This is a genomic window from Paenibacillus algorifonticola (assembly GCF_000971975.1).
Lineage (GTDB): Bacteria > Bacillota > Bacilli > Paenibacillales > Paenibacillaceae > Pristimantibacillus > Pristimantibacillus algorifonticola.
Genome location: NZ_LAQO01000015.1, coordinates 96,083 through 121,556, shown reverse-complemented (window position 1 = coordinate 121,556; position 25,474 = coordinate 96,083). Strand labels below are relative to the sequence as shown.

General features: G+C 45.8%; 22 protein-coding genes and 1 pseudogene. 4 read left to right on the top strand and 19 right to left on the bottom strand.

Annotated elements, in window-relative coordinates:
* Positions 1 to 29: 29 nt before the first annotated feature.
* The 9 genes from WH37_RS19920 to WH37_RS19880 all read right to left on the bottom strand — a co-directional run bounded on the left by WH37_RS19920 (position 30) and on the right by WH37_RS19880 (position 9,508).
* Positions 30 to 1,631, bottom strand: a complete 1,602-nt coding sequence (locus WH37_RS19920) for a response regulator transcription factor (protein ID WP_046232374.1) — start codon at positions 1,629 to 1,631, stop codon at positions 30 to 32.
* Positions 1,624 to 3,426, bottom strand: a complete 1,803-nt coding sequence (locus tag WH37_RS19915) for a sensor histidine kinase (RefSeq protein WP_231594295.1) — start codon at positions 3,424 to 3,426, stop codon at positions 1,624 to 1,626. Before WH37_RS19915 ends, WH37_RS19920 begins: the two co-directional genes overlap by 8 nt.
* A 199-nt stretch (positions 3,427 to 3,625) precedes the next feature.
* Complete coding sequence (locus WH37_RS19910; RefSeq protein WP_046232444.1) at positions 3,626 to 4,006, bottom strand: VOC family protein; 381 nt, start codon at positions 4,004 to 4,006, stop codon at positions 3,626 to 3,628.
* A 207-nt stretch (positions 4,007 to 4,213) separates the two neighbouring features.
* Entirely contained in the window at positions 4,214 to 5,413 is a 1,200-nt protein-coding gene (locus WH37_RS19905) for a cytochrome P450 family protein (protein WP_414812007.1), read from the bottom strand.
* 305 nt (positions 5,414 to 5,718) lie between these two features.
* Complete coding sequence (locus WH37_RS19900; protein ID WP_046232372.1) at positions 5,719 to 6,591, bottom strand: DMT family transporter; 873 nt, start codon at positions 6,589 to 6,591, stop codon at positions 5,719 to 5,721.
* 265 nt (positions 6,592 to 6,856) lie between these two features.
* Positions 6,857 to 7,294, bottom strand: coding sequence for a DUF6843 domain-containing protein (locus tag WH37_RS19895; RefSeq protein ID WP_052737093.1), 438 nt, complete (start codon positions 7,292 to 7,294; stop codon positions 6,857 to 6,859).
* Positions 7,295 to 7,443: 149 nt separating this feature from the next.
* The gene (locus WH37_RS19890) at positions 7,444 to 7,950 is read right to left on the bottom strand and encodes an S-layer homology domain-containing protein (protein WP_046232371.1); all 507 of its coding nucleotides are present in this window, start codon (positions 7,948 to 7,950) and stop codon (positions 7,444 to 7,446) included.
* A 240-nt stretch (positions 7,951 to 8,190) separates the two neighbouring features.
* Positions 8,191 to 9,030 carry a DUF5666 domain-containing protein gene (locus tag WH37_RS19885; RefSeq protein ID WP_046232370.1) on the bottom strand — a complete coding sequence of 280 codons (840 nt, stop codon included), beginning with the start codon at positions 9,028 to 9,030 and terminating at the stop codon, positions 8,191 to 8,193.
* The gene (locus WH37_RS19880; RefSeq protein ID WP_052737092.1) at positions 9,011 to 9,508 is read right to left on the bottom strand and encodes an RNA polymerase sigma factor; all 498 of its coding nucleotides are present in this window, start codon (positions 9,506 to 9,508) and stop codon (positions 9,011 to 9,013) included. The genes WH37_RS19885 and WH37_RS19880 overlap by 20 nt, the downstream gene beginning before the upstream one ends.
* A 162-nt stretch (positions 9,509 to 9,670) precedes the next feature.
* Here WH37_RS19880 and WH37_RS37110 point away from each other — a divergent pair, with 162 nt between their 5' ends.
* The 3 genes from WH37_RS37110 (at position 9,671) to WH37_RS19870 (ending at position 10,882) form a co-directional block, all read left to right on the top strand.
* Entirely contained in the window at positions 9,671 to 9,799 is a 129-nt protein-coding gene (locus tag WH37_RS37110) for a hypothetical protein (RefSeq protein WP_269431335.1), read from the top strand.
* A 186-nt stretch (positions 9,800 to 9,985) separates the two neighbouring features.
* Entirely contained in the window at positions 9,986 to 10,222 is a 237-nt protein-coding gene (locus WH37_RS19875) for a WGxxGxxG family protein (RefSeq protein WP_046232369.1), read from the top strand.
* A 141-nt stretch (positions 10,223 to 10,363) separates the two neighbouring features.
* Entirely contained in the window at positions 10,364 to 10,882 is a 519-nt protein-coding gene (locus tag WH37_RS19870) for a DUF3231 family protein (RefSeq protein WP_046232368.1), read from the top strand.
* A gap of 75 nt (positions 10,883 to 10,957) precedes the next feature.
* Here WH37_RS19870 and WH37_RS19865 read toward each other — a convergent pair whose 3' ends face one another.
* The 4 genes and pseudogenes from WH37_RS19865 to WH37_RS19855 form a co-directional block, all read right to left on the bottom strand.
* Entirely contained in the window at positions 10,958 to 12,661 is a 1,704-nt protein-coding gene (locus tag WH37_RS19865) for a GGDEF domain-containing protein (protein ID WP_046232367.1), read from the bottom strand.
* Between the two features lie 218 nt (positions 12,662 to 12,879).
* Entirely contained in the window at positions 12,880 to 13,641 is a 762-nt protein-coding gene (locus tag WH37_RS19860) for an AAC(3) family N-acetyltransferase (RefSeq protein WP_046232366.1), read from the bottom strand.
* 311 nt (positions 13,642 to 13,952) lie between these two features.
* Positions 13,953 to 14,093: pseudogene (locus WH37_RS34870) on the bottom strand (maltose acetyltransferase domain-containing protein); the annotation flags it as partial.
* A 70-nt stretch (positions 14,094 to 14,163) separates the two neighbouring features.
* The gene (locus WH37_RS19855; protein ID WP_046232365.1) at positions 14,164 to 14,733 is read right to left on the bottom strand and encodes a cysteine hydrolase family protein; all 570 of its coding nucleotides are present in this window, start codon (positions 14,731 to 14,733) and stop codon (positions 14,164 to 14,166) included.
* 163 nt (positions 14,734 to 14,896) lie between these two features.
* Between WH37_RS19855 and WH37_RS19850 the strand changes: the two genes are divergently transcribed.
* Positions 14,897 to 15,505: a TetR/AcrR family transcriptional regulator gene (locus tag WH37_RS19850; RefSeq protein WP_052737091.1), complete on the top strand. Its 609-nt coding sequence runs from the start codon at positions 14,897 to 14,899 to the stop codon at positions 15,503 to 15,505.
* Between the two features lie 129 nt (positions 15,506 to 15,634).
* Here the strand turns inward: WH37_RS19850 and WH37_RS19845 are convergent, their stop codons facing one another.
* The 6 genes from WH37_RS19845 to WH37_RS19820 form a co-directional block, all read right to left on the bottom strand.
* Positions 15,635 to 18,442 (bottom strand): glycoside hydrolase family 2 TIM barrel-domain containing protein, encoded by a 2,808-nt coding sequence (locus WH37_RS19845; protein ID WP_143088578.1) that lies wholly within the window; start codon positions 18,440 to 18,442, stop codon positions 15,635 to 15,637.
* Positions 18,443 to 18,446: 4 nt separating this feature from the next.
* Positions 18,447 to 20,060, bottom strand: coding sequence for a response regulator (locus WH37_RS19840; protein ID WP_231594294.1), 1,614 nt, complete (start codon positions 20,058 to 20,060; stop codon positions 18,447 to 18,449).
* On the bottom strand, positions 20,057 to 21,853 hold the full coding sequence (locus tag WH37_RS19835) for a cache domain-containing sensor histidine kinase (protein WP_046232363.1): 1,797 nt from the start codon (positions 21,851 to 21,853) through the stop codon (positions 20,057 to 20,059). The genes WH37_RS19840 and WH37_RS19835 overlap by 4 nt, the downstream gene beginning before the upstream one ends.
* Before the next feature lie 72 nt (positions 21,854 to 21,925).
* Positions 21,926 to 23,596 carry a type 2 periplasmic-binding domain-containing protein gene (locus WH37_RS19830; RefSeq protein ID WP_231594293.1) on the bottom strand — a complete coding sequence of 557 codons (1,671 nt, stop codon included), beginning with the start codon at positions 23,594 to 23,596 and terminating at the stop codon, positions 21,926 to 21,928.
* Positions 23,597 to 23,665: 69 nt separating this feature from the next.
* Positions 23,666 to 24,562: a carbohydrate ABC transporter permease gene (locus WH37_RS19825; protein WP_046232361.1), complete on the bottom strand. Its 897-nt coding sequence runs from the start codon at positions 24,560 to 24,562 to the stop codon at positions 23,666 to 23,668.
* Positions 24,563 to 24,568: 6 nt separating this feature from the next.
* The gene (locus WH37_RS19820; protein ID WP_046232360.1) at positions 24,569 to 25,462 is read right to left on the bottom strand and encodes an ABC transporter permease; all 894 of its coding nucleotides are present in this window, start codon (positions 25,460 to 25,462) and stop codon (positions 24,569 to 24,571) included.
* Between the last annotated feature and the right edge of the window lie 12 nt (positions 25,463 to 25,474).

Genomic DNA, 25,474 nt, shown 5'->3' with positions numbered 1-25,474 from the left:
GATTATGGACAATTTTAAGATTTTTATTTTTAAACGGGCGGAGTTTTTTTTATGTTTTTAGGGGCATGGCCGAAGCGCTTTCGAAATAGGCGATTAAAATAAAAAGGATCTGGAATGCCCACCTCGATGGCAACCTGCTTCACTAGATACTTGCCAGATAGGAGCATTTCATAGGCTCTGTTCATACGAATTTCATTGAGCCTGGTCAAAATGCTGCTTCCTGTCTCTGCTTTGAAAAGCTGGCATAGATAAGGTTCAGAAAGTGCTACATAGGAGGCTACATCTGAAATCGACACTCGATCAGCAAAATGTTTATCTAAGTAGGCTAGAGCTAGCCGTATTTCCTGGCGTAAAGTAGAAGTAGAAAGCTGCGTTCCTTTCCCTAAAGAGCCCAAAATCTCATCCGAAATCTCTTTAATGAGCAGCTTGAGGCTGGAATCCGAGTCCGCTGCTTCGACTTTTTCGAGCCAGCCCTTTTCGTCCCAAGGCATGTCCATTTGCAAGGCTGCCACATTAGAAAGCCCCCAAATGCCCCCTGCTAATATGCGCTTCAGCGATTTCGAATGAATACGATGCTTGGCGGCAGATTCCATCAATAAAAATGCGCTTTCCACCCAACGTTCAATTGCACTGTCGCCAGAGCCGCGCAGACTCTCCCGCAGTTTAGCTTCAGCTGTACGAAATCCCTCATTAGTATCTACGGCAAGCCTGGCATTAGACTGGCAGCCTTCTTGATACGCCGCATAAAATCGAAGCGCCTCTGCCTCCCTATTTAAGCTCATTTGCTCGATGAGATTTTTAAATGATGTTGCGGCTTGCCCATAAATGACGCTAATATCTAGGCCATAATACATTTCCGATAGTTTGATCAAACGTTGAGCTATTTCTTCGGGATCGACCATGTTTTGGATCAAGGGAGTAGCGATGATTATTATGTAACGGTTCGGACGGGGATGAAATACAAATAAAAAATGTTTGTTCGGGAACAGCCCTTCGGCTAGCTTTTCTAACGTTTCATGAAAGTCTATCGTCTGATGATTTTGGTGCTCGCCATCTGGCATATATAACGTAAATGTATAACAGCATAAGCCTTTAAGCAGGGAGATTGCTTGCCGTTCCTTTTGATTTAAAATATTCGGACTAAGCTGAAGCTCTTCCCCTAGATCATGCTTTTTCAATAAATCATACAGCTGCTCCAGCTCTCCATCGGCCTGCTCTACCGTTGTTGTTTGAGGTTTAAAATGGCTCCTCTTGGCATCCAGCTTTGCTGCCATTTCTTCAAGGGTTTGCATGAAGGTTTCGGTCTTCAATGTGAGCTTGAGCATATAATCGTAGGCGCCGAACTTAAGTGCCTCGCGTACTAGATCGAAATCATTATAGTTGCTGAGAACGAGAACTTCGCCTTTAAATCCGTCCGCCATCAAGCCTTTAATCAGTTTAAGGCCATCCATTTCAGCCATTTTAATATCGGTAATGACGATATCCGCATTGGTTCTTCTTACAAGCTCCATGGCCGACACCCCGCTCGAAGCAGAGCCCGCGTATTCGAACCGGCTATCCTCCCATTTAATGATGGTTTTGACGGCATGACGAACGATCATTTCATCATCTACGATAATGACTTTATACATGTCTTTCCCCTTCCTTCATCGTCATTGGCAAGCTGATTAAGGTTTGCGTCCCAAGGCCCAGCTGGCTTGAGATTTCAATCCCGTATTGCTTTCCTACATGAAGGCGAATTCTCTCCTCCACATTGCTCATCCCTATCCCTGACAGCTTCTCATGGGAATACTTCCGCTCTTGAACCTCTGCCATATCGAAGCCTTTGCCATCATCGGAAATTTGAAGCAGCAGCCTTCCCTCGTTAATAGAGCCGTCTACGGTAATGTGCACTCTGCGACCTTCCCCGCTGCCCGCGTGCAAAATCGAATTTTCTACAATAGGCTGAAGGATGAATCGCGGAACAAGACATCGATAAAGCTGATCATCACTCATGCGGCATACGAGTTTAAACGAGTCGCCATATCTAATCCGCTGAATGACGGCATAGTGCATTAAATTGTCGATTTCCTTTTCCAGCGTAATCATTTCTTCGGTGTCCAAAATCGTATTATGAAGCAGCTCGGATAAAGACGCGATCCCTTGCTCCACATTTTCGTTCCCGCTCATCATCGCGCTCCACTTCAAGGAGTTTAAGGTATTGAACAGAAAATGAGGGTTGATTTGAGCCTGAAGCATCTTAAGCTCCGCCTCTCGCTTCGCCTGCTGCTCCTCCTCCACCTGATAAATAAGCATTTTGAGCCGAGCGACCATTTGATTGATCGTTTCAGATAACCGCCCCATTTCGTCAGAATGAGTAAGACCGAGTCTAGTTTCCAGCCTTCCAAGCTTAATTTGGGTCGCGTATTGGAGCAAATCGCGCATTGGTCTATTAATACTGCGATAAATCCACATGGCAAGCAGCCCAGCCAACAGAAGAATGAACAAGCAAATATACAGCAAGCTTCCTCTAATCGCCGAAAGCTCCGAAATAATATACGAGTGCGGAATAAGTCCAATCATGTGCCAGTCTGCTGATCGGATATAAGCGCTGCCTACGAGTACGCGTTCCCCATCGACATTCGCATAAAAGGTTTTGTTAGGCGCATTCGAAATCATGGTGCTAAACACCTCTTGTTGGTTATACGTTTGCCCATGGGGAATCGAAGGAGATACGGAGGACACGACAACTCCGCTATTATCCGTAATATAGAGCCTGCCTCCTTTTCCGAGGTCCACATGTTCAAATGTATTGCGCGAAAAAACCTTCTCATCAATAACGATAACGAGGTAGCCTAATGTTTGATTCAGATTATCTTGGGAAAAAATAATCCGGCTCAAAGCAATTTTATCCGAGCCCCGGTTGGAATGCAGATATGTCCACTTTATGTTGCCGGCCGTACCCGTTATGCCTTGCAGCGAATCAGCGATTTGGTTTTGCGGATACCATTCATACCCCAGATCAAAAAAGATATGGCCCTCATTTGTCAAAATCACGACATTCGAAATATTGCTTAGGCGAAAGACTTGCTCCCCCAGAGCATCTTTAATATCGGTCTGCAAGCCGTATTTCTCAAAATCAGTCATGCTGTTCATATGCTGGAGCCCGCTTTGTATCAGGCTATTAATAATAATGGATTCACTAAGGGTCTCGTATTGCGCAAGTTCTCTGGAAGCATTCGTCGCGGATTCGGACAGCACTTGAAGGGTGGACGTGCTTAGCTTTTCTGAAATAGACGTCTCATATCTAATGTTCGAATAAAGCGCTACGGAGAAGACAGGCAGGAGAGAGGTGATCAGGAAGGCAATTAACAGTCGATGCTTAATGGACAATTTTCGTAAAAACGTTGAAGCCCGTATATTTCTCAGCTTAAAATTTCCGTTCATCCTACACCCCCGTTTGTTGCTCAAAGCGTGCATCCGATTAGGAATAGCTTTATCTTAAGGGCAAATGAAACAGCCGTCTATACAACCAAACAACAATAACCATTTTGGGAGTGCCATGAAAGGTAATGACTAAAAAAAGGCGACCGACTTGATCGTCGACCACCTCAATGGATATGGATTCAGCTCTAATGAGCCGCATTTACTTTTTTTCCATGACAGCGAAGTAATTTTCTTCATTATCCGCAAAGTTAAATACTCTGCCAGACGGCATTTCTACCACTTGTCCGACTGTGACCTGTTTATTGGACAAGTCGCTATATAATTGATCGAGATTATCTGAGAAAAACATTAGCGAAGGCGTACCCAAATTTAACCCGGGAGACATTTTTTCGACGAATTCCTTATTGTGGAGAATGATCGTTGTGTCTGCACCCTCGGCCGGAGCAATTTCAATCCATCGCATGCCTTGACCATTGTCTTCTTCAGAAACGACATGAAACCCAACCTTTTCTGTCCAAAAATCCCGTGCCGCATCTTGGTTATTTACATACAGCATAATTTGCCCGACCTTGCTAATCATTGATTTCTCCACTCCTTTGTATAAGTCATTGCCAAGTTCGATGGTGCCATAAAAGTCGATCAGCAGCATGCAATATGTGCATAATCCTCATAATAGCTTGTCCTCGCAACTTGGTTTTATTATAGCATGTGGAAAAAGAATAAGGCTGCCCGCAGGCAGCCTAGAAATAATAGCATGTTGTTTGTTCCTAATGTCGAAGCTTTAAAATTAGATAGACAGCGGAAGTTCTTTAACTCCGCGTACAAGCATGCCTGGTCTCCATTCCAAATCGGCAATATTAGCCTGAAGCTCAAGCTTGGGAAAACGCCGAAGCAGCGTATTGATCGCGATTTCTCCTTCCAATCGGGCGAGAGGTGCCCCCAGACAGAGATGAATTCCTTTACCAAACGCTAGATGCTGGCTTTTGCCCCGTGATATATCGAATACATCTGGCTGGCTAAAACGCTCTGGATCACGGTTCGCGGAATCAAGCGCTACGATGACCAGATCATTTTTTTGTATCATATGGCCTTTGAATGCCAGATCTTCGCTTGCCCAGCGGGCCGTACTGAATTCTACAGGGCCGTTGTAACGCAGCATTTCTTCAATGGCGCCATGAATATATTCAGGATGCTGAATCAACTGCTCGCGCTGCTCCGGGTGTTCTAATAGCGCAAGCACGCCATTGCCGATCAAATTGACCGTTGTTTCATGACCGGCAATGATGAGCAGGGTAACTACCCCGTACAGCTCCCCTTCCGATAACTGATCTCCCGTTTCATCTGCAACTACCAGTTGGCTAATTAGGTCATCTCCGGGGTTTTCCCGCACAATGGCGAAGCGCTCACGAAGATACTCTACGAATTCATCCTGGGCTTGCAAAGATGCTTCCCGACTGCGCTCCTCAAAGGAGGCTTCGATAATGGAGTTTGACCAGCTTCGAAATTTCTCACGATCTTCAGTAGGAATCCCCAGTATTTCACAAATAACAATAATGGGAAGGTGGAACGCGTAATCGTCTATCAGATTCATTGTATGCCCAGCGGATACCGCATCGAGAAGATCATCGGCAATTTTCTGAATGTGCTCTCGCTTTCCCGCAATGATCTGTGGAGTGAATCCTTTTTGCACAAATCCACGTAATCGTTTATGATCCGGCAGGTCGGAGAACAGCATGTTTTTGCCTATTACACTCGTTTGCTCGATGCTGCTGACTTTGGCTATGTCTTTAATAAAACGCTGGTCCTTGAGCACTTCCACAGCGTCTTCATATTTGCTTATAATCCAGCCATAATGGCCATTCGGGAAAAACTGCTTAAAAATAGGATTGCTTGCTCGTAATTTTTCATAGACGGGGTAGGGGTTCTGCTTAAACTCCGGTGTAAACATCATCTGCTCTAGCGTGTCTCTTGAATTCAATGCCACCATCTCCTTCCAACATATAGAATACGTGTGGTAATCTACGATTAGGCTGGGGACAAAACTAGTGAAAATTGATGAAGAGCAACTCATTTATTCCGACAGCAACCCAAACCCTTTTAATCCAAATTTTAATAAAAAATCCTTTTTCTGATTCACGAAAAGTATACCTCACCCGTTGAATCAAAGTCAATTGATGCCACAAACGACAAAATAATAGGCTGGACTGCCGATGTGCTGTTGAACGATTGTATCCCGTTAACGTAACAAAAAAGCTGATCGGCAAATTATGCCGGTCAGCTTTTTTTTGATGCTCATTCTTCTCGAATGACTAATAGTACACCAGTAAAAATGAATATAGTACCCATCCAAAAAGACAAGCCAATTTGTTCACCTAGCAATAACCACCCTAAAAAAGTACCGACTATAGGCTGAAAAAAGAAAAATAATCCGCCACTTGAAGCATTAAGCATTTGCAGTCCACGATTCCACAGTAAAAAGGCACATGCTGTCGAAATAACGCCCAAGTACAAAAGACCGCCCCAAATAGATGGATGCATCATGGCTTGAACATCAAGCTCAGGTAATCGGCTAATTGTAAAAGGGGTAAGTAAAACAATGGCTACAAGGGTTGTATAGAACGTTACGACAATTTGTGAATATTGCCCGGGTACCCGTTTAATAAGAACAGACATAAGCGCCCAAGTAAGTGCTGCAATAAGCAGTGATACACCACCAAGTTGAAGAGTTGGATCGATATCGGCATTTCCGACAATAATGCCGACACCGATTGTTGCTAAAATAATAGAAGTTGCTTTTTTAAACGTGATTTTTTCTTTTAAGATGATGCGCGCAAATAACACCATGAATGCAGGTGTCGTTGAAGTAATAATGGCACCCATTTGTGCAGTAGAAAGCATCGTACCAACTTCTTGGGTTATGATAGAAATAGTATTTCCAATAAGTCCAATCATGAAAATTAATAGCAAGTCTCGTTTTTCAATACGCCATGATTGTTTTGTTACAACGCCAATAATTAGCAATGCAAGAAACGCAATTACATAGCGAATCCATACTAATTCAAGTGGTGGCACAAAGTCTACCACGTGTTTTACCACAACGTACATCCCGCCCCAAATACTAGCAGCGAGTGATAAATACAAAGAACCTAATAAGGTGTTTTTCATTTTGTACCCTCCGTTTTTCTAGACCATTCCTGTCCTTAACGGAGATGTAGTTTTTCAACCGTTAAGGGAGAATAACTACAGGTACATCATTTTCAAATAGAGGTGACCACATCATCAGTTTTCAGCTCACTTTCAAAAGAATACTTTTATTTTATACGAATTTTGTTGTTTAGGGTATAAACTGTTTTAACCATAACTAGCCTGCCCTAATTCTATCATTTCCTTTAGCGTTTTTCCTAAAGCATAATGATTTTAATAAGTGTATTTACTTTCCCCAAGCACGAAAATCTTCACTGCACTTTGTGAGGGTAATGGTCAGATCGTTATGTCTTGTGATGCTTGAACCAATCTCGGATGAACCATTTCCTCTGACATGGACGCAACGTTCATCTATCGGAGTTCGCCGTCCGTCATGGTCATGGCTGACATAAAAATATTGGTCTGTCACTAGCCCGTATTCCATATCAGGTTTTGAGGTATCGTAAGTCCCATCGACTCTAATTGGAATGACATCATATTTACCATCCTTCTCAAGTGCCGGTGCACCTTGAACGTTATAATTCACCCTAATGTCACCCTCAAAGCCCTCAGGGATTAAATAAATATCATTCGTTGAAGAAGTTCTGGTGAAAAACAAGCTTGTAATAAACCACAACACAGCTGCGATTCCAATTAATACTGCGACCATTTTCTTGTCACTCATCAACTTGCTCCCATCTCCTCCATCTTATCTAAAATTATATTCCTTTTCTCTGTTCTTAATCAGTTCTAACATATGTAGTACCCCCACAGAATCCAAAATAGCCATCGCCGGCTTTGAAGGCCGGCGATGGCTGTTGGAATTATCCTGGTTTACTTGTCAATCAGATCCGTTGTCTTGAGAAGTCTTGCCACGAGCGCCGCCACTTCGGCACGCGTAATGTTCGCTTTCGGGTTAAGCTGCATTTGCCCTTGTCCCTGCAAAATGTCGGCTTCGATCAAACGCGCTACATCCTGTCTTGCCCATCCGGCTACGCTTGCCGCATCGCCGTAACCGGCGAGCAGCGAATCGATCCGCTCCTCACTCAGTGCAGGCTGCGGGTTAATCAGATTATATGCGCGGGCAATCATCACGATGCCCTGTTCACGCGTAATTTCCTGATTGCCGTTGAACAAACCGTTGCTATAGCCGCGAACAATACCAAATTCGCTCGCAATCGCTACCGAATTTTCGTACCAAGCCGATGCCGGAACGTCGGAGAAGTTGTTTTCTGGGATGTCCAGACCCATCAGACCAAGACCCACTACAACAATTTCCGAGAACTCGGATCGCGTAATGTCGCGATTCGGAGAGAACGTGTTATCGCCCGTTCCTTTCAAATCCAGCCTCGCCGCAATTTCAGCGTATCACGGCTAGTGACGCTTCATGCATCCATGCAGGGCAATTCGTCTATGCCCTAAAAAAACTGCAAAGAACGCATCTGGATGAATCTGTGCGATCTTGCAGTTTTTCACTCTCTACTTTAGCTTTCATCGTCATTTTTACCATTCCGCATACTAAACGCCAGCCATCAGCTGTCCATGATAAATTGCCGGCTTTACGCTTCAGCAGTATATATTTTATTTCTGCGGAGCCATGTTGTTGTAGATGCGCGTTGCATTCACTTTTCCTGTGCTTACATCCTCTGTCGTAAATCCGGATACGATATTGCCGACTTTAAATTCCTTTTGCAGCAGCTCTTCAGACGGCTTGGCAGCCGTTGGCCCTTCAATGCCCAGTTCGGTTTCTGATGTTACGTTTACCCATAAGCCGCCAACCTTGAAGCTTTTTCCATCTGCGCTTACTTCCGTAATCTCGCCCTCAATATTGACTGCAGCTTTGCCTACAATAGGTGGGTTCGTTGCATTGTCCTTCTGCGGAGCCATGTTGTTGTAGATAACATCTGCAGTCACCTTACCGGTGCTGGCATCCTGAGAGGTGTAGCCGGATACAATATTACCGACTTTAAATTCTTTTTGTAGCAGCTCTTCAGATGGCTCCGATGCTGTCGGTTCTTTACTGCCCAGCTCCGTTTTATCTGTTACCTCCACCCACAGGTCACCGACCTTGAAGCTTTTGCCGTCCGCACTCACTTCGGAGATGGCTCCATCAATATTGACTGCCACTTTACCCACAAGAGGTTTCGTTACAACAGCAGAGGGCTCGGGTGTTGTATTTAATGTGTTCTGGTTCATCGCGAAGATGCCAACCGATAATATCGCACATGCTGCAATACCGACTGTCCAACCTGTTAACGTTCTTTTCTTGGCTTTTTCCATTTTTAACAGCTCCTTTTGATTGATCCTATTGGTTTGTGTTGTCTTTTCCATTTCCGACCTCAACTTCTGATACGTTGCCTCTTGAAAATCCTCACTTGTTTTCACACGGGACATCGCAGATTTATAAACAGATTTCTTCATCCTCCAGGCCTCCAATCTTCTCTTTTAAGATAAGACGTCCTCTTGCGAGCCATGTTCCTACCGTTGCCGACTTGGACTGCATGATACCTGCAATTTCCTGGATAGAATATCCCTCATAATAGTACAGATGAATCGGAATTCGATATTTCTTGTCCAAGGCCAGCACAGCCTGTAACACCTCATTTTCTTCCTTCGGGAGATAGCTAAGATCTTCGGGAACAGGGTTCCTGCTTTTGAACCAACCCGTTTTCAGCATATTTTTACTTTTATTAATGGTTGTTCGAATCAGCCACGCTTTTTCATGTTCACTGTTTTCAAATATAGGTCGCTTCTGCAAATAGGTGAGAAATACTTCCTGTGTTACTTCTTCTGCATCAGCTATATTTTTCAAATACGCAAAGGCAATTTTGATCATGCTCTGTGAATATAGATCCAAGGCCCGCCGCACAGATTCATTGAGCTCATATGAATTGTACACCTCCGCACCCCCTTTCACTTTTAATACAACTGAGAGTTCTAATATTTTTCATTGCGGCCAATATTTTTTTAGCATTAGCATCAAGTTATTGCATCACGACGATTCGGGCGAGGCGTTCTTTCATTATTTTGCAACAATCATACGCGAAGGATTGCAAACAAGGTGATCACCGATACCCTTGTTAACAGTCTGAATATAGACGCTGGACGTTCGGAGGTTGCGAGGGATTTTGGGCAAGGGATCGACAATCTTCTCGCCCGTGCAAAGCAAAGCGGCTCCGTTCGGGAGTAATCAAAAATAACCGCTTGCGACTCCCGAGAGCGCAAACGGTTAAGGCCCAAATTTCGCCCTACTTGTGATACGGTTCCCCGCAATTGATTTGGAACTATCCTGCCGGTTAAATTTTTGTGTATAAATATGTGTTTTGCAGCAAAAAATAAACTCGGTTGAAATTCTAATTAGGAAAGGGGCTTGTGAATGAGAAAAGTAATTTTATTAATTTGCTTCATCGGATGTTTGATGATGTATTCTGCTATACCTGCATCTGCAGATAACATGGATCGTTCCAATAACGGAACAACGATGAATGCAAACAATTACAGAACCAACGCAACAACAGATGATGATGGTTTCGATTGGGGTTGGCTTGGCCTTTTAGGTCTAATTGGTTTAGCTGGAGCGAGAAATCGCCAACGTGATCGTGACCATGCATAAGCTTTAGAACCTGTATGCACATACACACTAACACCTCCGTAACAGGGGGTGTTATTCATTTCACATCAGACCATACATTTATTTAAATACTCATGGACATAATAAACCAGTCAAAATTGAGAATAAAAGGAGCATAATTAAATGGGAATTTTAAGCGGTAATTCAAAAGATGAGCCTATGCACTATGGTGAAATCTTTAGTGTATGGCAAGCCTCAACGGTGGCCAAAGGTGCTGTATCTTGCTACCAAGCATATTCAAACCACGCCGGTGACAAGGATCTTAAAAAGGTGCTGGACGCTCTCATTGATCAAGCTGAGCTTGAATGTAAAGAATTAGATACTTTGCTTACGGATAACGGGATTGCTCCAGCACCTATGATGCCTGAAAGACCAACTGTAAAACTCGAAGATATCCCGGTAGGTGCAAGATTTACTGATCCTGAAATAGCTGCTAAAATTGCAGCCGACACCTCAGCGGGATTAGTAGCTTGTAGTCAAGTCATGGGTCAATCCATAAGAGAAGATATCGGAGCTTTATTTGCTAAATACCATATCACTAAAACAGCATTAGGCGTTAAAATACTCAAGATGAGTAAAGAAAAAGGCTGGCTAATTCCACCTCCACTGCAATTAAAGAGACCTGAGACAGTTAATGCTTAAATTTAATCTAAAATCCTGCCCAGTGGGTGGGATTTTTTTATGTATCCTTATGAATGAAACGATTCTTCAATACAATTACTTCATCTTAGCAAACGAAACATTCTGGAAGTCTGCAAACTCGATCCGATTGCGTCCATTTTGCTTGGCTTGATAAAGGGCCTTATCTACTGCAGCAAAAAGTTGGATTAAATACCCTTCTGGATTGTCCGGTACATGTTCATGATCAAAATCCTCAATGGATAACCCCCCCACACTTACAGTTATAGAAACCTGTTCGATTTCATGATCCACTAAAATGTGGTTCGACTCTACCGCTAATCTCACTCGTTCCGCTAATTGTTCAGCTAACTGGCGTTCTGTATGCGGAAGGTAGATCATGAACTCCTCCCCACCATATCGAGCTAGAATATCGGTACCACGAATGGATTGTTTGACTGCTTGAGCCGTACGATAAAGAACTTCATCCCCTATTACATGTCCATAGCGGTCATTGATCGCTTTAAAGTAATCAATATCAAAAAGGATGAGTGAAAACGGAATTTTATATTGAATATTGGTTATGACCTCATGAGTCAGCTGTTGAGTCAAATAACGGCGATTGTAGCAGTTTGTTAAACTGTCAGTAAGAACTAATTCTTCAAGCTTTCGATTGGCTGTGGATAGCTCATTACGAATGCGATCAAGTGAATGATTGCGTTCCTGAAGGATCTCATTTTGCCGATTCATTTCTTTAACAAAAAAGCGCTCTTGTGAGACATCCTGAAACGTAATGATATGACCGATTTGCATTGGGTAAGAATCAACAATCGGAGAAGCTTGTAGTATAAAATGACGCTCGATGTCGCGCTGGGCGATGATTTCAATTTGAGACAAGGTATTTTCTTTTTGCTTATAATGACTCAGAAACTTCTTGCTACTGCCCTCTACACGAACAGACCCAAGAAACGTCTCCATATCAAAATAGTCACCTACATTTAGATCTATAAACAATCGTAAAGCTTTGTTGACTTCAATAATGGATTCATTCTCATCTAGTACAAGTATTCCATATGGAATCGTATTGATCACATCCTCATGAGCGATGGAAACAAGATCAAACACATTGTATTTTTTAATGACATATACGAAAAATAGAGCTGAAAGAAAAATTCCCAGAGAAGTCAATCCTGGAATGATCGGTAGCGACTCCCTTAGAACCACATTAAGAAGTGCGTCAATACTTGCAAAAGTGGCCAGCACGAATATTCCCCACAGCGTTATTTTCACTTGTTTTTTTATCATTGGTGACGTTTTGGAAGAATTCAATGCCCCAAACAAAACAGAGAGGGAAGCAAAAAAGTAGCTCAATAGAATAACGATCACCATCCAGAACCATGTGCCGTATGCTCTATCGACGTAACCGCCCCCCAGCGGAGCTACAAAAAGATTAAACGGGTTCATGATCACACCAACTGCTGCAATAACTGCTGGCGCAAACAACAGGAATAATCTTTTTTTTCCTAATTTATCAGCATTTCCAGTAAGAAAGACGGTAAGAAGAAGCCAACCGCTCCCCAACATAGAGAGTGCGACAAAAGACATGGTCACATCAAACAACTGTAACCGCGGATCATCAGTCAGATCTATGGCAAATTGACACAGTGGCCAAAGCATCATAAAAAAATGAAATAAGAAGTAAACTTTATGTAAGTTTGTAATCCTAACGGTAGCAAAAACATAAACATATAAAGCAAACAACAGGAGGAATAAAAAGAGATCATACCATGCTGATGGGCTCACAAATCTTCTCCTTTTTTGATTCGACAACTACGATATCACAGAAATAGTATATTCCTTAAATGAACCTTTAAAAAATAATTCTTTACTAAAATGTGTTGGTTAAATTAACCATATCTTATCATACAGTAAAGAGAGTGAGCTAGCCCATACGATGGCAGTCTAACCAACGGCTGACCGATTTCTTAATCCATTCCTTTGTATTGCCAATGACTTTGATATTAATGATCCAAGGGATTATTATCCGAAAACAACTCCGGATTGTCCTTGAGCATTTCAGTTATTACTTTCGCCACCGCAGCCGCATCACAAACCCTTACAACGGCATCGCCAAGCCGCCCCTTGTGCATCGCACCTTCACTTTCAAGGACATCATCTACTTTCCAAAAATGCTGCGACCACGACAACCCACAATGTCTGCGGGAAGGTACTGAAATTTCTGTTCCATCGGGTAAAACCGTGTAAAGCATCTCATGGTCATCCGTTAGCCTGCCCGGTATGTCCACCCATTCTTCGACTCCATGAATAAATGTGTTGCGCCTTAAATCGACCCCAACTAACAATAGGGTCGCCCTTCGGTCAAGCATCTTCCCCCAAGCGGAGCCTCTAGCGCATGGCGTATCGAAACGATGATCGTCGTTTGTGAGCTCTATTGCATCTCGACCTAATGCTGCCACCGAATGAGTGGGGTGCAACGAACGAACCACATCAGGCCGTTTGCGAAAAAGTTCGGGTAGTATCCCGACGCAGGAAGGTGACCGATCAACGTAAAATCTCGGATTATCCGCATTTATATAGGACCACGTATGGGTGGGTAACACCAGCAGCCCATCCTTCATATAGGCTGTGAACGCATCCAAGACTGTGTCCGCGCCACCCTCGACAGGTCCCATACTTTTCATCGAAGAATGGACGAGCAACGTCCCTTTGCTGTCAATGCCCAGCTGCTCTAATTGCTTCATTAAGCTCTCTATCGTGTGCATGTTCTTCACCCTCCTCGGCCATTATATCAAAACTTGCCCTTACTTAAGATACGCTAGGGAAGCTGTATGTGACGAATTTCTGCCCCTTCTTTGCCATAACGCAAAGCACCCCCTATTGTATTCATCGGTTTAAACACCAAGGTGTTTTTCCAATGTCTACTATAAGGGGTGCACTTCACTTCAAAATGGAGTGGTTTTCTTTGAGGAACTGCTTAAATGTCTATGTTTTTAATGACTTTTGCAGGATTGCCACCTACGACAACATTGTTAGAGTTACAGGCTTTCCAAACTCCGCCCTGGAGACTCGTTCAATCACAGCGAAACGTCGGTTCGATATAGATATTTTCCTCTGTTGAGCCGAAAAGCTGTTTGAGGAGTTCAATCCGTTTGACATGCTCCGTCTCTAAGTCTTGATTCAACAAACGGGTCAGTTTCCTAGCATTTTCTCGGTCTTAACCGTTAAATTCGATCTTCCTTTCATTTGGCATGTACTTATCTTAGCACCTACATGTATTGAGTGGTTCACAGCCTTGATAACCACACGTCGACAGGTACCACCTCGGCCTGTTGGGGAAACACCTTCTCGGTTAGAACGCGATGCACCTCAGGGTCGGCGTCGATACAGGCGTCGGAAAGCACTGTAATGGCAAAGTCTTTATCTGCTGCTTCCCGTAAAGTCGATAGAACGACTCCGCTTGTGGCGATACCGCTGAGAATGAGCGTGTCGATCTGACGGGAGCGAAGGATGACCTCAAGGTCACTTCCAGCGAATGCGCTCACTCGAACCTTCGTCACAATCGGCTCGCCTTGTCGAGGCTGCACGGATTCATGAATTTGCATCATCGCTTCTGGAGCCGCCACGGCTCCGGACCGACTGGCAATCCCCCCGAACATTTTGTTTCTGGCACTAATCTCGGGATAACCTGCGCGAAAGGCGACACGTACGTAAATAACGGGAATAGCGTGACTACGAGCGGCTTCAATAGCTTTTTGGAACGGAAGCAGTGCCTCCTCGCCAGCTACGAACCGCGACACAACGCTGTTTTGCATATCCATGACTAACAGCGCGCTTTTGCTCGGTGAATTTTGCATATGTTTTAATCTCCTTTTCATCTAGTGTCCACTTGCATCGTTCGCAAATCGCCTCCACGCCATAAACGGAGAACTTATTCCGTTTATAATTATACGGAGAACATTCTCCGTTTGTCAATGAATCGCTAGTGATGTAATATTTATAAAGAGGTGTTATTCCAAAATGTCTAAAAAGAATATTTCAGCGGGAGACGTTGACACTACGGTGTCCTTCGTTGCCACGCCTCCCGAGAAGGCATTGCGTGCAGATGCCAAAAAGAATCGGGATAAGCTGCTCGATGTCGCCCATAGGGTTTTTACGACCGAAGGCATCGCCGTCTCGATGGATGAAATCGCAAGGCGTGCTGGTGTAGGCGTGGGAACCGTCTATCGGCATTTCCCGACCAAGGAAGATTTGTTTGGAGCCGTCATTGTCAGCCACAAGGCGCGGCTTATGGAAGAAGCAAATCAACTGCTTTACCACGACAATCCGGGCGAAGCGTTCTTTCATTATTTTGCAACCATTATACGCGAGGGAATTGCAAACAAGGCGATCACCGACGCCCTTGTCAGCAGTCTGAATATAGAAGCTGGACGTTCGGAGGTTGCGAGGGATTTTTGGCAAGGAATCGACAATCTGCTCGCCCGTGCAAAGCAAAGCGGCTCCGTTCGGGCTGATGCTCGCCTTGAGGATATCAAAATGCTGCTTAGCGGCATCCTGCAGGCAGCCGGGGACGGCGGGAGTTTTCCGGACCGCGTCGTGTCGATCCTGTGCGACGGTCTTCGCGGGTAAGAAAAATAACCGCTTGCGATTCCCGAGAACGCAAGCGGTTAACCATTGCAGAGCTATTTTTCCAGTTGAGTGCTCTTCATCTGTTTGCATTGAACAGTACTTTCCCGTTAACTGAAAAAGGCGGCCGACTTATTGAATAAGCTCCAGCAGCTCTGAAACGCTGGCTTCGTACTGGGGCTTGAACTGATCAGATTCCATATATTTAATCACACTGGACAGAAATTGTTTTCCTTCCGGTGTTTCTAGAGCTTTATCCGCGTCGAGCGAACAAATAAGCAGCTTCCCTTTTCCTACGCGGCACTCGAACAGAAAGCCTAATTTGTGGTTGCGCTCAAAATTGTCGATGGTCTGTACGATAGGGCTCCATTCCCTGCTCGTTCCGTCCATAATGATTGACTTTGAATGAGAGACAATGCTCCACCAAGGATAAGTAGAATGCGGCTCGCAGGGAAAATCCCGGAAGACAGGATGGCTGTTGTCTATGAGAAGCCCCATCGTGCCGACGGGAACCGGACGGTTCATGCTCTCCGAGATGGAGCGGAACATCGGATAGCACCAGAAGTCCGTACTATAGAAGCCTTCGATTGCATGGTTAATACATTCCGGATTCGGCATTAGCCATACCTTCTCTCCTTGCTCCAATAAAGCGATAGCCTCGGCCGAAAGCGACTCAAAACGATGGACTTTAGACAGATTCGCTTCAACATGCTGCGGATAAATCCAGAGATCGTATGACTTTCGGATATCCGTTTCCAAAATTCGCAGGGAAAGCACGGCTTTGGTCATCGCGTCGACAGCGGGCATATCGATGACCAGATCGCAAATATCAGTATAATTCTGCTCCTCCGTCAGCGCTACCTCAGCCGTACCGGCCACCAGTGTCACATGGCCATCAGCCAGCTCCCACTCAAGCTTGATCAATCCAGGCAGTTGATTTCTATACGAGCATAATTCCACATGAGCCTCGAAGCGTTCATGCGACGTATAGTTGTATTTGGGGAACCTCGCCATAAGGACGGCATCACTGCAGAAGGTACGCCATTCTTCAGGCGTAATCAGCCCTTTGGAATCCATAAAGGCATCAAGTATGCCCACTAGCGCTGTTCCTTGTCCGCTGAAATCCTGAAGATCGAGCAATTGAAAACCTGCGAGCTTTCTGGAACGAAAAGCGGCTTCCAGCTCTTCCTTATAACAGGCCACTGCCAGCTGCCCCGAGCTCTCAAAATATTTGGCGGCCAAATGATCTAGCCCTTTCTCCTTTAGACGCTCCTGAAAAATAATGAAATTTTCAGCTTTCAGCGGGCCTGCATACTTCTCTATCTCACTATAATTCGGATACGTCGCATACTGTCCAATCTCATGAGACACGACTGGAATATGGGGAATCCATTCCTCCGAGGCGTCGCCGAGCTGTACGGCCTTTGCTTCCGTTCCGTACTGAATTTGAATGACGCCTCCAGCTTCTCCAGACGTGCCCTCGTTGCGATGAAAATCTGGCGGCACAATCTGATCGTCATAATCCTTTAACGTTCCTGGAAGATCGGTCTGAACATGGCCCAGCGGCGCATCGCACATCGCATAAGAGCCTCTAAACAGCCGATCCTTCGAGAAACGCACCCCGCAGAAGAAATCGTCATGTTCAAGAACAGCAGGCGAAAATTGATGGTTATTGGAGCCCTGTGTATACAGATGCCTGCTGTCGAACGCTTTATAGGCTTTCAAAATCGAATCGATTTTGGCTCTGCTGCCCCACAGCTCATTGCCCAGCGACATCATGACAAAGGACGGATGATTGCCGAATGCCTTCAGGATGGCATAACCCTCGCTGATCAAATAGTCCTGCTCCGCTTGATTATGGCGCTCATCCGCTGCTTCGGTGATCGTCCCCCAGAAAGGCAGCTCCGGTTCCATGTAAATACCTAGCATGTCCGCTGCGGTAAACGCGGCTTCAGGCGGACAACAAGTATGAAAACGATAATGATTTATGCCGTAGGATTTGGAAATACCGAGAATGCGAAGCCATTCCTCGACATCGGTCGGAGCGTATCCAGTCAGAGGAAAAATCAATCCATCATGCTTGCCGCGCAGATAGGTTCTGTCACCGTTGATTGTAAATTTATCTCTGTCCGTCTTAAATTCCCGCAGGCCGAAGGACAGCTCGTGCTGGTCAACGATCTCGCCTGTCTCATCTTTCACACAAATGCTCACCATATACAAATGGGGATTAGCTTCGCTCCATAGCAGCGCGTCATGACCAAGTGAATATTCAATAGAAATATCACGCGAGGTGAGGCTGTACTCCTCCTCCGCCACCGTATGCACGGTTTCAGCGTTCCAACTGGCTGCTGATATGGCTATGCTGCCCTTGAGCTCTCCTTGCAGATTGGCTTCTATTTTCACAGAGCGCGCGGACAAATTCGGATAGAGCTGGATATCGGTCAGGTACGCTTCGCTATAGAATTGAAGCTCGATGCTGCCTGTAATCCCGTTCCAATTTGTCTGTGTATCAGGAGAAGTCATATGGCCTCCCTTCGTTGGATAATCCGTATTGTCGACACGGACGGTAATCGTCTGTGGGCCGCTCTGAAGCAGTCCCGTCAATTCGTAAAGATGTGGCGTGTTCAAGCTATCTCGCGAGCCGACCTCGCGGCCGCCCACCCATACCGTCGTCATTCTCGTTCTTTCCAAATAGAGAAAACAAGCTTTTCCAGCAAGCGCATCAGGAATGTCTATCTCTTTCGAATACCAAGCATAGCCTTCGAACGAATACTCATCGGTCAAGGCCCCTACTAATTTCGCTTCATTTCTCGGCCCTTTACGGGCGTATGATGTCGTTCCGGGCAGCGTAATGGAATCTGTAAACGGCAGCGACAAGCCGCTCTTGCCCTCATCCAGCTGCAGCTTCCATTCGCCCTCTAGGTTCATTTTGGTCAGCAAAATATCACTCCTCATAATAATAATCTCTGAATTCCTGCGGGGTCGTTCCAGTCAGCTTCTTGAATAAAAACGTGAAGTAGGCCGCCGTTTGAAATCCAACCTGCTCCGACACTTCGTATACCTTGATGTTCGGGTCCCGGAGCAGCTCCTTGGCCTTGTTCATACGCGCCTCTTGGACAAAATCAGATATCGTTCTGCCCATTTCTTTTTTGAATAGCACGCTCAAATAGCTGGAGTTCAGATGAAACTGCTCAGCAAGCTGCTTCACCGTTACGTTAGCCTCCAGATGCTCCTCAAGATAGCGGGCTACCCTCTGGATCAGGTTGTGCTGCTGAACGGTCTGCTCCTTCTGCTTCAACTGGATATACTGGGCGAGAAATGCCATTACGACCGTTCTTATTTCCTCCACATCTGTACAGTCAATCATCCTCTGCCACATGAGAATGTTCATTTCGGCATCCGTTTCCTTCGTTCGCTTCAATTTGCGGATCAGTTCACTGATTAACCCCATGCCAAACGCCTGTACATAGGAGAAGGATACGGGCTTCTGTGCAAGCAGCATTTCGTACGCATGGTTGAAATAGACGACGGCTTTCTCACTCTCCCCGCTATCGAGCAGCTTTAAGATCTCGGGAAAATATTCTTCGTACAACCGAAAATCATGGTATTCGTTCATCTCAACGTGGTCGAAATACAAAATTTGCCCGTATCCGGCCATTCTGGCGCTCGCCATCATATGCTTTATTTCTTTATATAACAGCGGAATCTCTGACCAAGTCTGGCATTCCCTACTGACTCCGACTGTAACGGAAGCGTTGTACTGCTCCTTGAGAATATCCTGGATAAAAGAAAGCTGCTTCTCCAGCTTCACACGGTCAGCAGGAGAGGCATTCAATAGAATGACCGCCACCTCGTCCGCCCCTGTTTTTCCGATATACGTGCCCGCAAACTCGGACAGGCCCATTTTGACACATTTTATGAGCCCTTCGCTGAGCATAATTCGCTCCTTGGCATCGTGCGGATTGGACAAAAACAGACGGTCATAGCCGAACAGGAACAGCGTGGCTTGCCAATTCTCTGACGGCAAATCGAGCAGGCGGCACCAGGATTCTAGCAGCTCGTCACTCTGAATCGACCCTTCTATCAGATCCTTGACGTAATGCTCCTGCAGAACTTCATAGCTTTCTGTCATTTTCTCTCTGAGCTTGCTCGTCTCCTGCTCAATGTGGTTCTTCTTTTCAAGCGAATCCCGAAATGCCGCAAGCTTCGCTTCCAGTTCATCCGTCTTAATCGGCTTGAGAACATAGGCCTTCGCCCCCAGATGAATCGCTTCCTGGACAAATTCGAATTCGTCGTAACCGCTTATCATCACCGTTTGCATAGCCTGTAGTTTCGGATAGTCCGACTTGCACTTGGCCAGCAGTTCAATGCCTGTCATCCCTGGCATCGACACGTCCGTGATCAACACATCCACATGAGTGGCTGCCAGTATGGCCATGGCCTCCTCACCCGATTGAGCGGTCAGTGGCTGCTCATACCCTAGCGCTTCCCAGTCAATATGACGGACTAGTCCCTGAATCTGCATCGGCTCGTCATCGACGATCAGTGCTTGCATCATGCTCCATCCCCCTTTTTAATTTCAGGAGCTTCCTTGCATATGGGAATATGAATGGTCACAGCCGTCCACTCATTTTCCATGCTGTCTATTTCAAAACGCCCTTCTTGGCCGAAATATAACGCCAGCCGATCGCGTATATTGTTCATTCCGAATCCGTTTTTGGTACCGATATAGCTGCCCGTCTTTATGAGCTCCAGCTTCTCGCGCTCGATGCCCTTCCCATTATCAAAAATCTGGAACTGAATGGCATCCTCGGTTTTGCTAATCATGATCTGTATAAAGGCACCCTTTCTTGTTGTAATACCGCCATGCAAATAGCAGTTTTCCACAATGGGCTGCAAAATGAGCTTAATCGTATACAAATCAAGAACATCAGCCTCCACCTGCCATTCTACGAGCACTTGATCGGGATAACGCAGCTGCTGGATTTCGACATAAGCCTTTAGATGCTCAAGCTCATCACGAATTCGAGTCACATTAACGCGGTTATTGAGTGCAAGCCGATAAAAGGTTGTCAGAGCATCGATTGTCCGAATTTGGATCTCATCCTTCACGTCCATGGCACGCCAGCGGATCAGACTTAAAGAATTATAAATAAAATGCGGATTGATCTGTGCCTGCAGCGCTTTGAAGGACTGCTCGCGTTCTTTTAAAATAACCTCTGCATGCTCTTCCACCAGCTTTCTGAGGCGTCCAGACATGGAATTAAACAGAACCTCTAGCTCACCCAGCTCATCGCTGTCCCGGTTCCTCACCGTCGCTTCAAAATAGCCTTCGGAAATATCCATCATGCGGGTTCCTAGCTTGCGTATCCGCCAGATGACGTTTTTGAGCACGACCATAATAAGGAAAGTGGACAGTAAGAGAAAAAAAGCGATTCCGCCAACTATATAGTAGAAAATTCGTTTGGACTGCTCCTCCAGCCGATCAAGATGTACAAGCGCGGCAACCGTCCAACCTGATTTGATTTTCTGCCTGATTAACACCATGCCATCAACGGTTACCGCCGTTCCTTCCGGACTGCTCCAATACTCGCTTAAAGAGGATTCGGACAAGCGGCTGCCGATCTCATTGGACTCTGATGAGGCAATAATCTGCTCATCGCTGTCTACGATGAACATTTCCCCCGCACCGTCAAACGGATGATCGAACGATTCAGCAAACACTTCATTATAATTAAGCCGTAGATAGACGATCCCATAGACGTCCCCGTACGGGTTTAAAATTTTGTGAGAAACAACCAGCCGGGTTTTATCGTCCAAAGCATTAGTCCAAGCTAGGTTATCTGGCGAGCGAAGTCTCCCTTCATACCAATCCTGTTCGATTAGGCCCGAAAGAGTACGCTGCTTCCCCGGTTTCCACAGAAGCCCGCCGTCCTGCACAAGCGTGTCGTTCGTGTGGTAAATTCTGAAATTTTCGATTCCGGGCAAATATTTGCTCGTAAATAAGAAAGCTCGATCCACATATTGAACGGTCGCATACTGTTCGGAAATGTCCTGATAGTCTCGCGACAATCTGGAAACCAGTTCACCGTCAGTCGCTGTTCGCGTAGCAAGCAGATCATAGCTTTGCTTGCGGAATTCAATGCTTTGCGCGCTCTGGCGAACCGCCTCTTTAATGGTGAGCATATAGTTGCCACGAACAATATGCAGCGTCATATAGCCTGCACCGATGGCCAGCAGGACGGTCGGAAGAAACACAATGACACCATAAAACAATACAATTTTCTTCCTCATACTCATGGAGCGGGTCATACGAATGATCCATTGCTCTAAACGTTGTCTCAGCCTCATCTGCCACTCCTCCATGAACCGCAAAGGGAGCCCCCTTCCTAATAGGAAGGGATGCTCCGCCAATTTTTCATTTTATTTGCCCGCTTTTACTTGCTCATTGTAAGAGGCAAGCCATTCCTGCTTTACCTCGCTCCAGTGGCCGCGTTTCTCAAGAGCTTCTTGGAACTTCGTCCATTCCGTCTCAAATTGGCCGCTATCTTTGGCCATCAGCAGCTTGGCTCTATATTCCTTGCGAATATTCTCGATTTCCGGTGAATATTTCTCCCATAGACCGCCAGCCTTCATTTCAATCAAATCATACGGCTCGGCAACGCGGATACTTCCCATTTTGCCAATGGCCTCTGTGAATTGGATCGTTTTGGCCGCTCCTGCCTTCCCGCCATCTGCTGTATTCCACCATGGGTACCATTCGTTACTGTAGGATGCAGCCATATACAGCTCCGGCGTAACCTTCGCTTTCTGGGCAGCGTCACCCGAATTCCGGCTTGTTTTATAGGCTTCATCCGTGAACTGCCATTTGCCTAACGGCTGGTCAACCCAATTCCAGTACAGTCCAACTGGTCCTTCATTGATCACATGCTGTTGTTCAGGCTTCGGCTGCAGCGTGTAGTCAAAAAACTTTAAAATCGCTTCCAGATTTTTTGTGTTTGAGCTGATATACACATCATAACCCGGATTCGGATTGACGACCTGGTTGATGCCAACCTTCTCTACGCCTTGAACTTTAGGGAAAGGAACCACTTCATAAAACCATCCTGGCTCCGTAGGACCGTCCAGCGTCTCCCATGTGGAAGTCGGAATATTCCAGAAGCTTCCTGCATTCAGGGCGACACGTCCCGATTTATTCTTTTCATTATACTGTTCTTTTTTATTGGTAACGACCTCTGGATCAATCAGCTTGGCGAGGTACATCTTATTCATCCACTCGTACGCAGCCTTAAAGTTCGGATCATCGTAAGCGAATACAAAATCGTCGCCTCTTTGCTCCACTCCTCTGCCGCCCGTCGTTACGCCATAGGCGGTGAGGATGGCGTTCTCATCGCTCCAGCTCAGCGTATCATTCGTATCCATCAGAAACGACAGGGGAAGCAGCGATTTGCCTGACGCATCCTTTTGCTCAGCCGCTTTTTTCAGAAACGCCTCTACCCCTTCTATTGTAGCCAAATCAGCTGTGGTCATGCCAACGCTTTCCAGCACATCCGTTCTGACTGTCCATCCTTGCGATGCCCAGCCTGGCCATGGATCGTCGGGGTTTTGGTCAAACCATGTCGGAATCGACCATATATGTCCATCTGCATCCTTCATCAATTCGAGATACTGCTTCGGAATCGAAGCCAGTCCCGGATACTTATCCGGCATATCGAAATACTGCTCTAAAGACATCAGCTGTTTAGAACGGTTCATGGCGCTCTTAACCGTTTCATTTCGGCCAAAAATAGCCGCGTCTTCAAAGCCGCCTGTGTTAATTTTCAAATTAAGCGCTGTCATTGCATCGCCCTGTGTCGTTTCCAGCTTAACATCGACACCAGGCTCTTTCTCGCGCCAATACTTCTGGACCAAGCTGTCATTATTCGTTGTTGCTGTCCATCCAAGCCACAGATTGAACGAGGTTGAACCGCTAGCCGCCGCGCTGCCCGTATCGGTGCTGCTTGGCTGATTGGTTCCGGAATTAGAACAACCCGCCATTACTGTCAGCGATACGGCAACGGTTAATGCCGTTAAGAAACGCTTTTTAGATTTCACTGTCATACTCCCCCTATACAAGATTGTACTTCATATCGGTATATAAATGTTGCTCTAATACCCGAAGAATCAGCCTTTGACCGAGCCCACAAGGACTCCTTTGACAAAGTATTTCTGCAAAAATGGATACACGCAAAGAATAGGAATCGCACTGACCATCACAACGGCCATTTTAATCGACATCAGCGTAATATTCTGAAGCTGCGAGCTTCTCGCCAGCGCCTCCTGATTGGTGTTCGAGCCAAGTACAGCGGACAAATCCGACGCAGCCAGCAGCTGCTGCAGAAACGTTTGAACGGGTATCAATTCCTGCTTCGTAACGAAGAAGGCGCCCGCGAACCAATCATTCCAATGGCCAACCGCCGTGAACAAGCCTAGCGCAGCCAGCATCGGCTTGGACAGTGGAATAATCATCTGCATTAAAATCCGAAGCGGGCCCGCACCATCCAATTCAGCGGATTCAACCAGCGCCTCTGGTATGCCCTGAATAAATTTCAGCATGACAAACATGTTCCAGACGGAGAATAGGCCCGGCAGGACATACACCCAGAACGTATTTATCAAGCCTAGATTGTTCAGCTGAATGTAGTACGGAACTAGGCCGCCGCTAAATAACATCGTAATCAGAATATAGCCGAGAATGGTGCTTCTAAAAGGAAGTCCACGGTAGGACAAGCCATACGCCACAAGCAGCGTAACGAGCAGTCCGCCAACCGTTCCGATGACGGTCCTTCCAATCGTTATCAGATAAGAATTACGAATAATCTCATTGCCAAGAACGATTTCATAATTAATAAGTGTGAAATTCCGCGGCCATAAATATACCCCGCCCTTGGCGGCATCCGCTCCGTCATTCAAGGATATGGCCAGCATATACAAAAACGGATAAAGCACGGATATACACAGCAGACCGAGCAACGCTACGATGACGTATTGGGCAATATTTTCACCTTTGCTCATCTTCATACGCCATCACCATAATCCTTCGCCGTTTATTTTTCTTGAAAACTGATTCGTCCCTACGACTAAAACCAGACTGATAATAGAGGAGAGCAAACCAACCGCGGTAGCCATGCCAAAGTAGCCTTGCTGCAAGCCGCTGCGTAAAATATACGTATCCAGCACGTCAGCAACTTCCTGGTTAGCCGAATTCATCAGTGGATAAATTTGATCCATGCCTACGGTGATCAAGCTTGGAATGCTCAAGATCAGCACAATCGTTATCGTCGGCAGCATACCCGGAATTGTAATGTGGCGGATTTGCGAAAGCTTGCCTGCGCCCTCGACCTTGGCGGATTCATAGAGCTGGGGATCAATCGTCGTAATGGCCGCCAAATAAAGAATTGTGTTCCATCCTGTTTCTTTCCACAAGCCGCTTAGCACCACCATGGGCCGGAACCATTCCGTCGATCCCAAGAAGAAGATGGAGTCCCCACCCGCTTGGTTTATAAACTGGTTGACCAGACCACTGTCGAGTGTCAAAAAGGATTGAAGAATATAGGCCACTACAATCCATGAAAAGAAATGGGGCAGGTAGCTGACCGATTGCACGAATCGCTTGAACACCGGCCGCGTCACTTCATTAATCAGCAGGGCCAGCAGGATCGGCGCCGGAAAGCCGAAGAAAAATTTTAACACCGATATATAGAGTGTATTTTTGACTACGGTCAAAAACTGAGGGTCTTGGATAAAGGAAAAATTATCAAAACCAACCCATGCACTATTCCATATGGATGTTCCGATTTGGAAATCCCGGAATGCAACCTGTATCCCTGCCATAGGGATATAGTTGAAAAGTAACAGCAGGACCACGCCCGGTAAAATCATTAAATATTGCCATCGATACTTATAAAGCTTAGCGTACAATCTGCATCCCTC

Coding starts and splice junctions, on each gene's coding strand:
- WH37_RS19920 (WP_046232374.1), bottom strand. CDS start 1,631: ATGTATAAAGTCATTATCGTAGATGATGAAATGATCGTTCGTCATGCC.
- WH37_RS19915 (WP_231594295.1), bottom strand. CDS start 3,426: ATGAACGGAAATTTTAAGCTGAGAAATATACGGGCTTCAACGTTTTTA.
- WH37_RS19910 (WP_046232444.1), bottom strand. CDS start 4,006: ATGATTAGCAAGGTCGGGCAAATTATGCTGTATGTAAATAACCAAGAT.
- WH37_RS19905 (WP_414812007.1), bottom strand. CDS start 5,413: ATGGTGGCATTGAATTCAAGAGACACGCTAGAGCAGATGATGTTTACA.
- WH37_RS19900 (WP_046232372.1), bottom strand. CDS start 6,591: ATGAAAAACACCTTATTAGGTTCTTTGTATTTATCACTCGCTGCTAGT.
- WH37_RS19895 (WP_052737093.1), bottom strand. CDS start 7,294: ATGAGTGACAAGAAAATGGTCGCAGTATTAATTGGAATCGCAGCTGTG.
- WH37_RS19885 (WP_046232370.1), bottom strand. CDS start 9,030: ATGAAGAAATCTGTTTATAAATCTGCGATGTCCCGTGTGAAAACAAGT.
- WH37_RS19875 (WP_046232369.1), top strand. CDS start 9,986: ATGAGAAAAGTAATTTTATTAATTTGCTTCATCGGATGTTTGATGATG.
- WH37_RS19870 (WP_046232368.1), top strand. CDS start 10,364: ATGGGAATTTTAAGCGGTAATTCAAAAGATGAGCCTATGCACTATGGT.
- WH37_RS19860 (WP_046232366.1), bottom strand. CDS start 13,641: ATGCACACGATAGAGAGCTTAATGAAGCAATTAGAGCAGCTGGGCATT.
- WH37_RS19855 (WP_046232365.1), bottom strand. CDS start 14,733: ATGCAAAATTCACCGAGCAAAAGCGCGCTGTTAGTCATGGATATGCAA.
- WH37_RS19850 (WP_052737091.1), top strand. CDS start 14,897: ATGTCTAAAAAGAATATTTCAGCGGGAGACGTTGACACTACGGTGTCC.
- WH37_RS19840 (WP_231594294.1), bottom strand. CDS start 20,060: ATGATGCAAGCACTGATCGTCGATGACGAGCCGATGCAGATTCAGGGA.
- WH37_RS19835 (WP_046232363.1), bottom strand. CDS start 21,853: ATGAGGCTGAGACAACGTTTAGAGCAATGGATCATTCGTATGACCCGC.
- WH37_RS19825 (WP_046232361.1), bottom strand. CDS start 24,562: ATGAAGATGAGCAAAGGTGAAAATATTGCCCAATACGTCATCGTAGCG.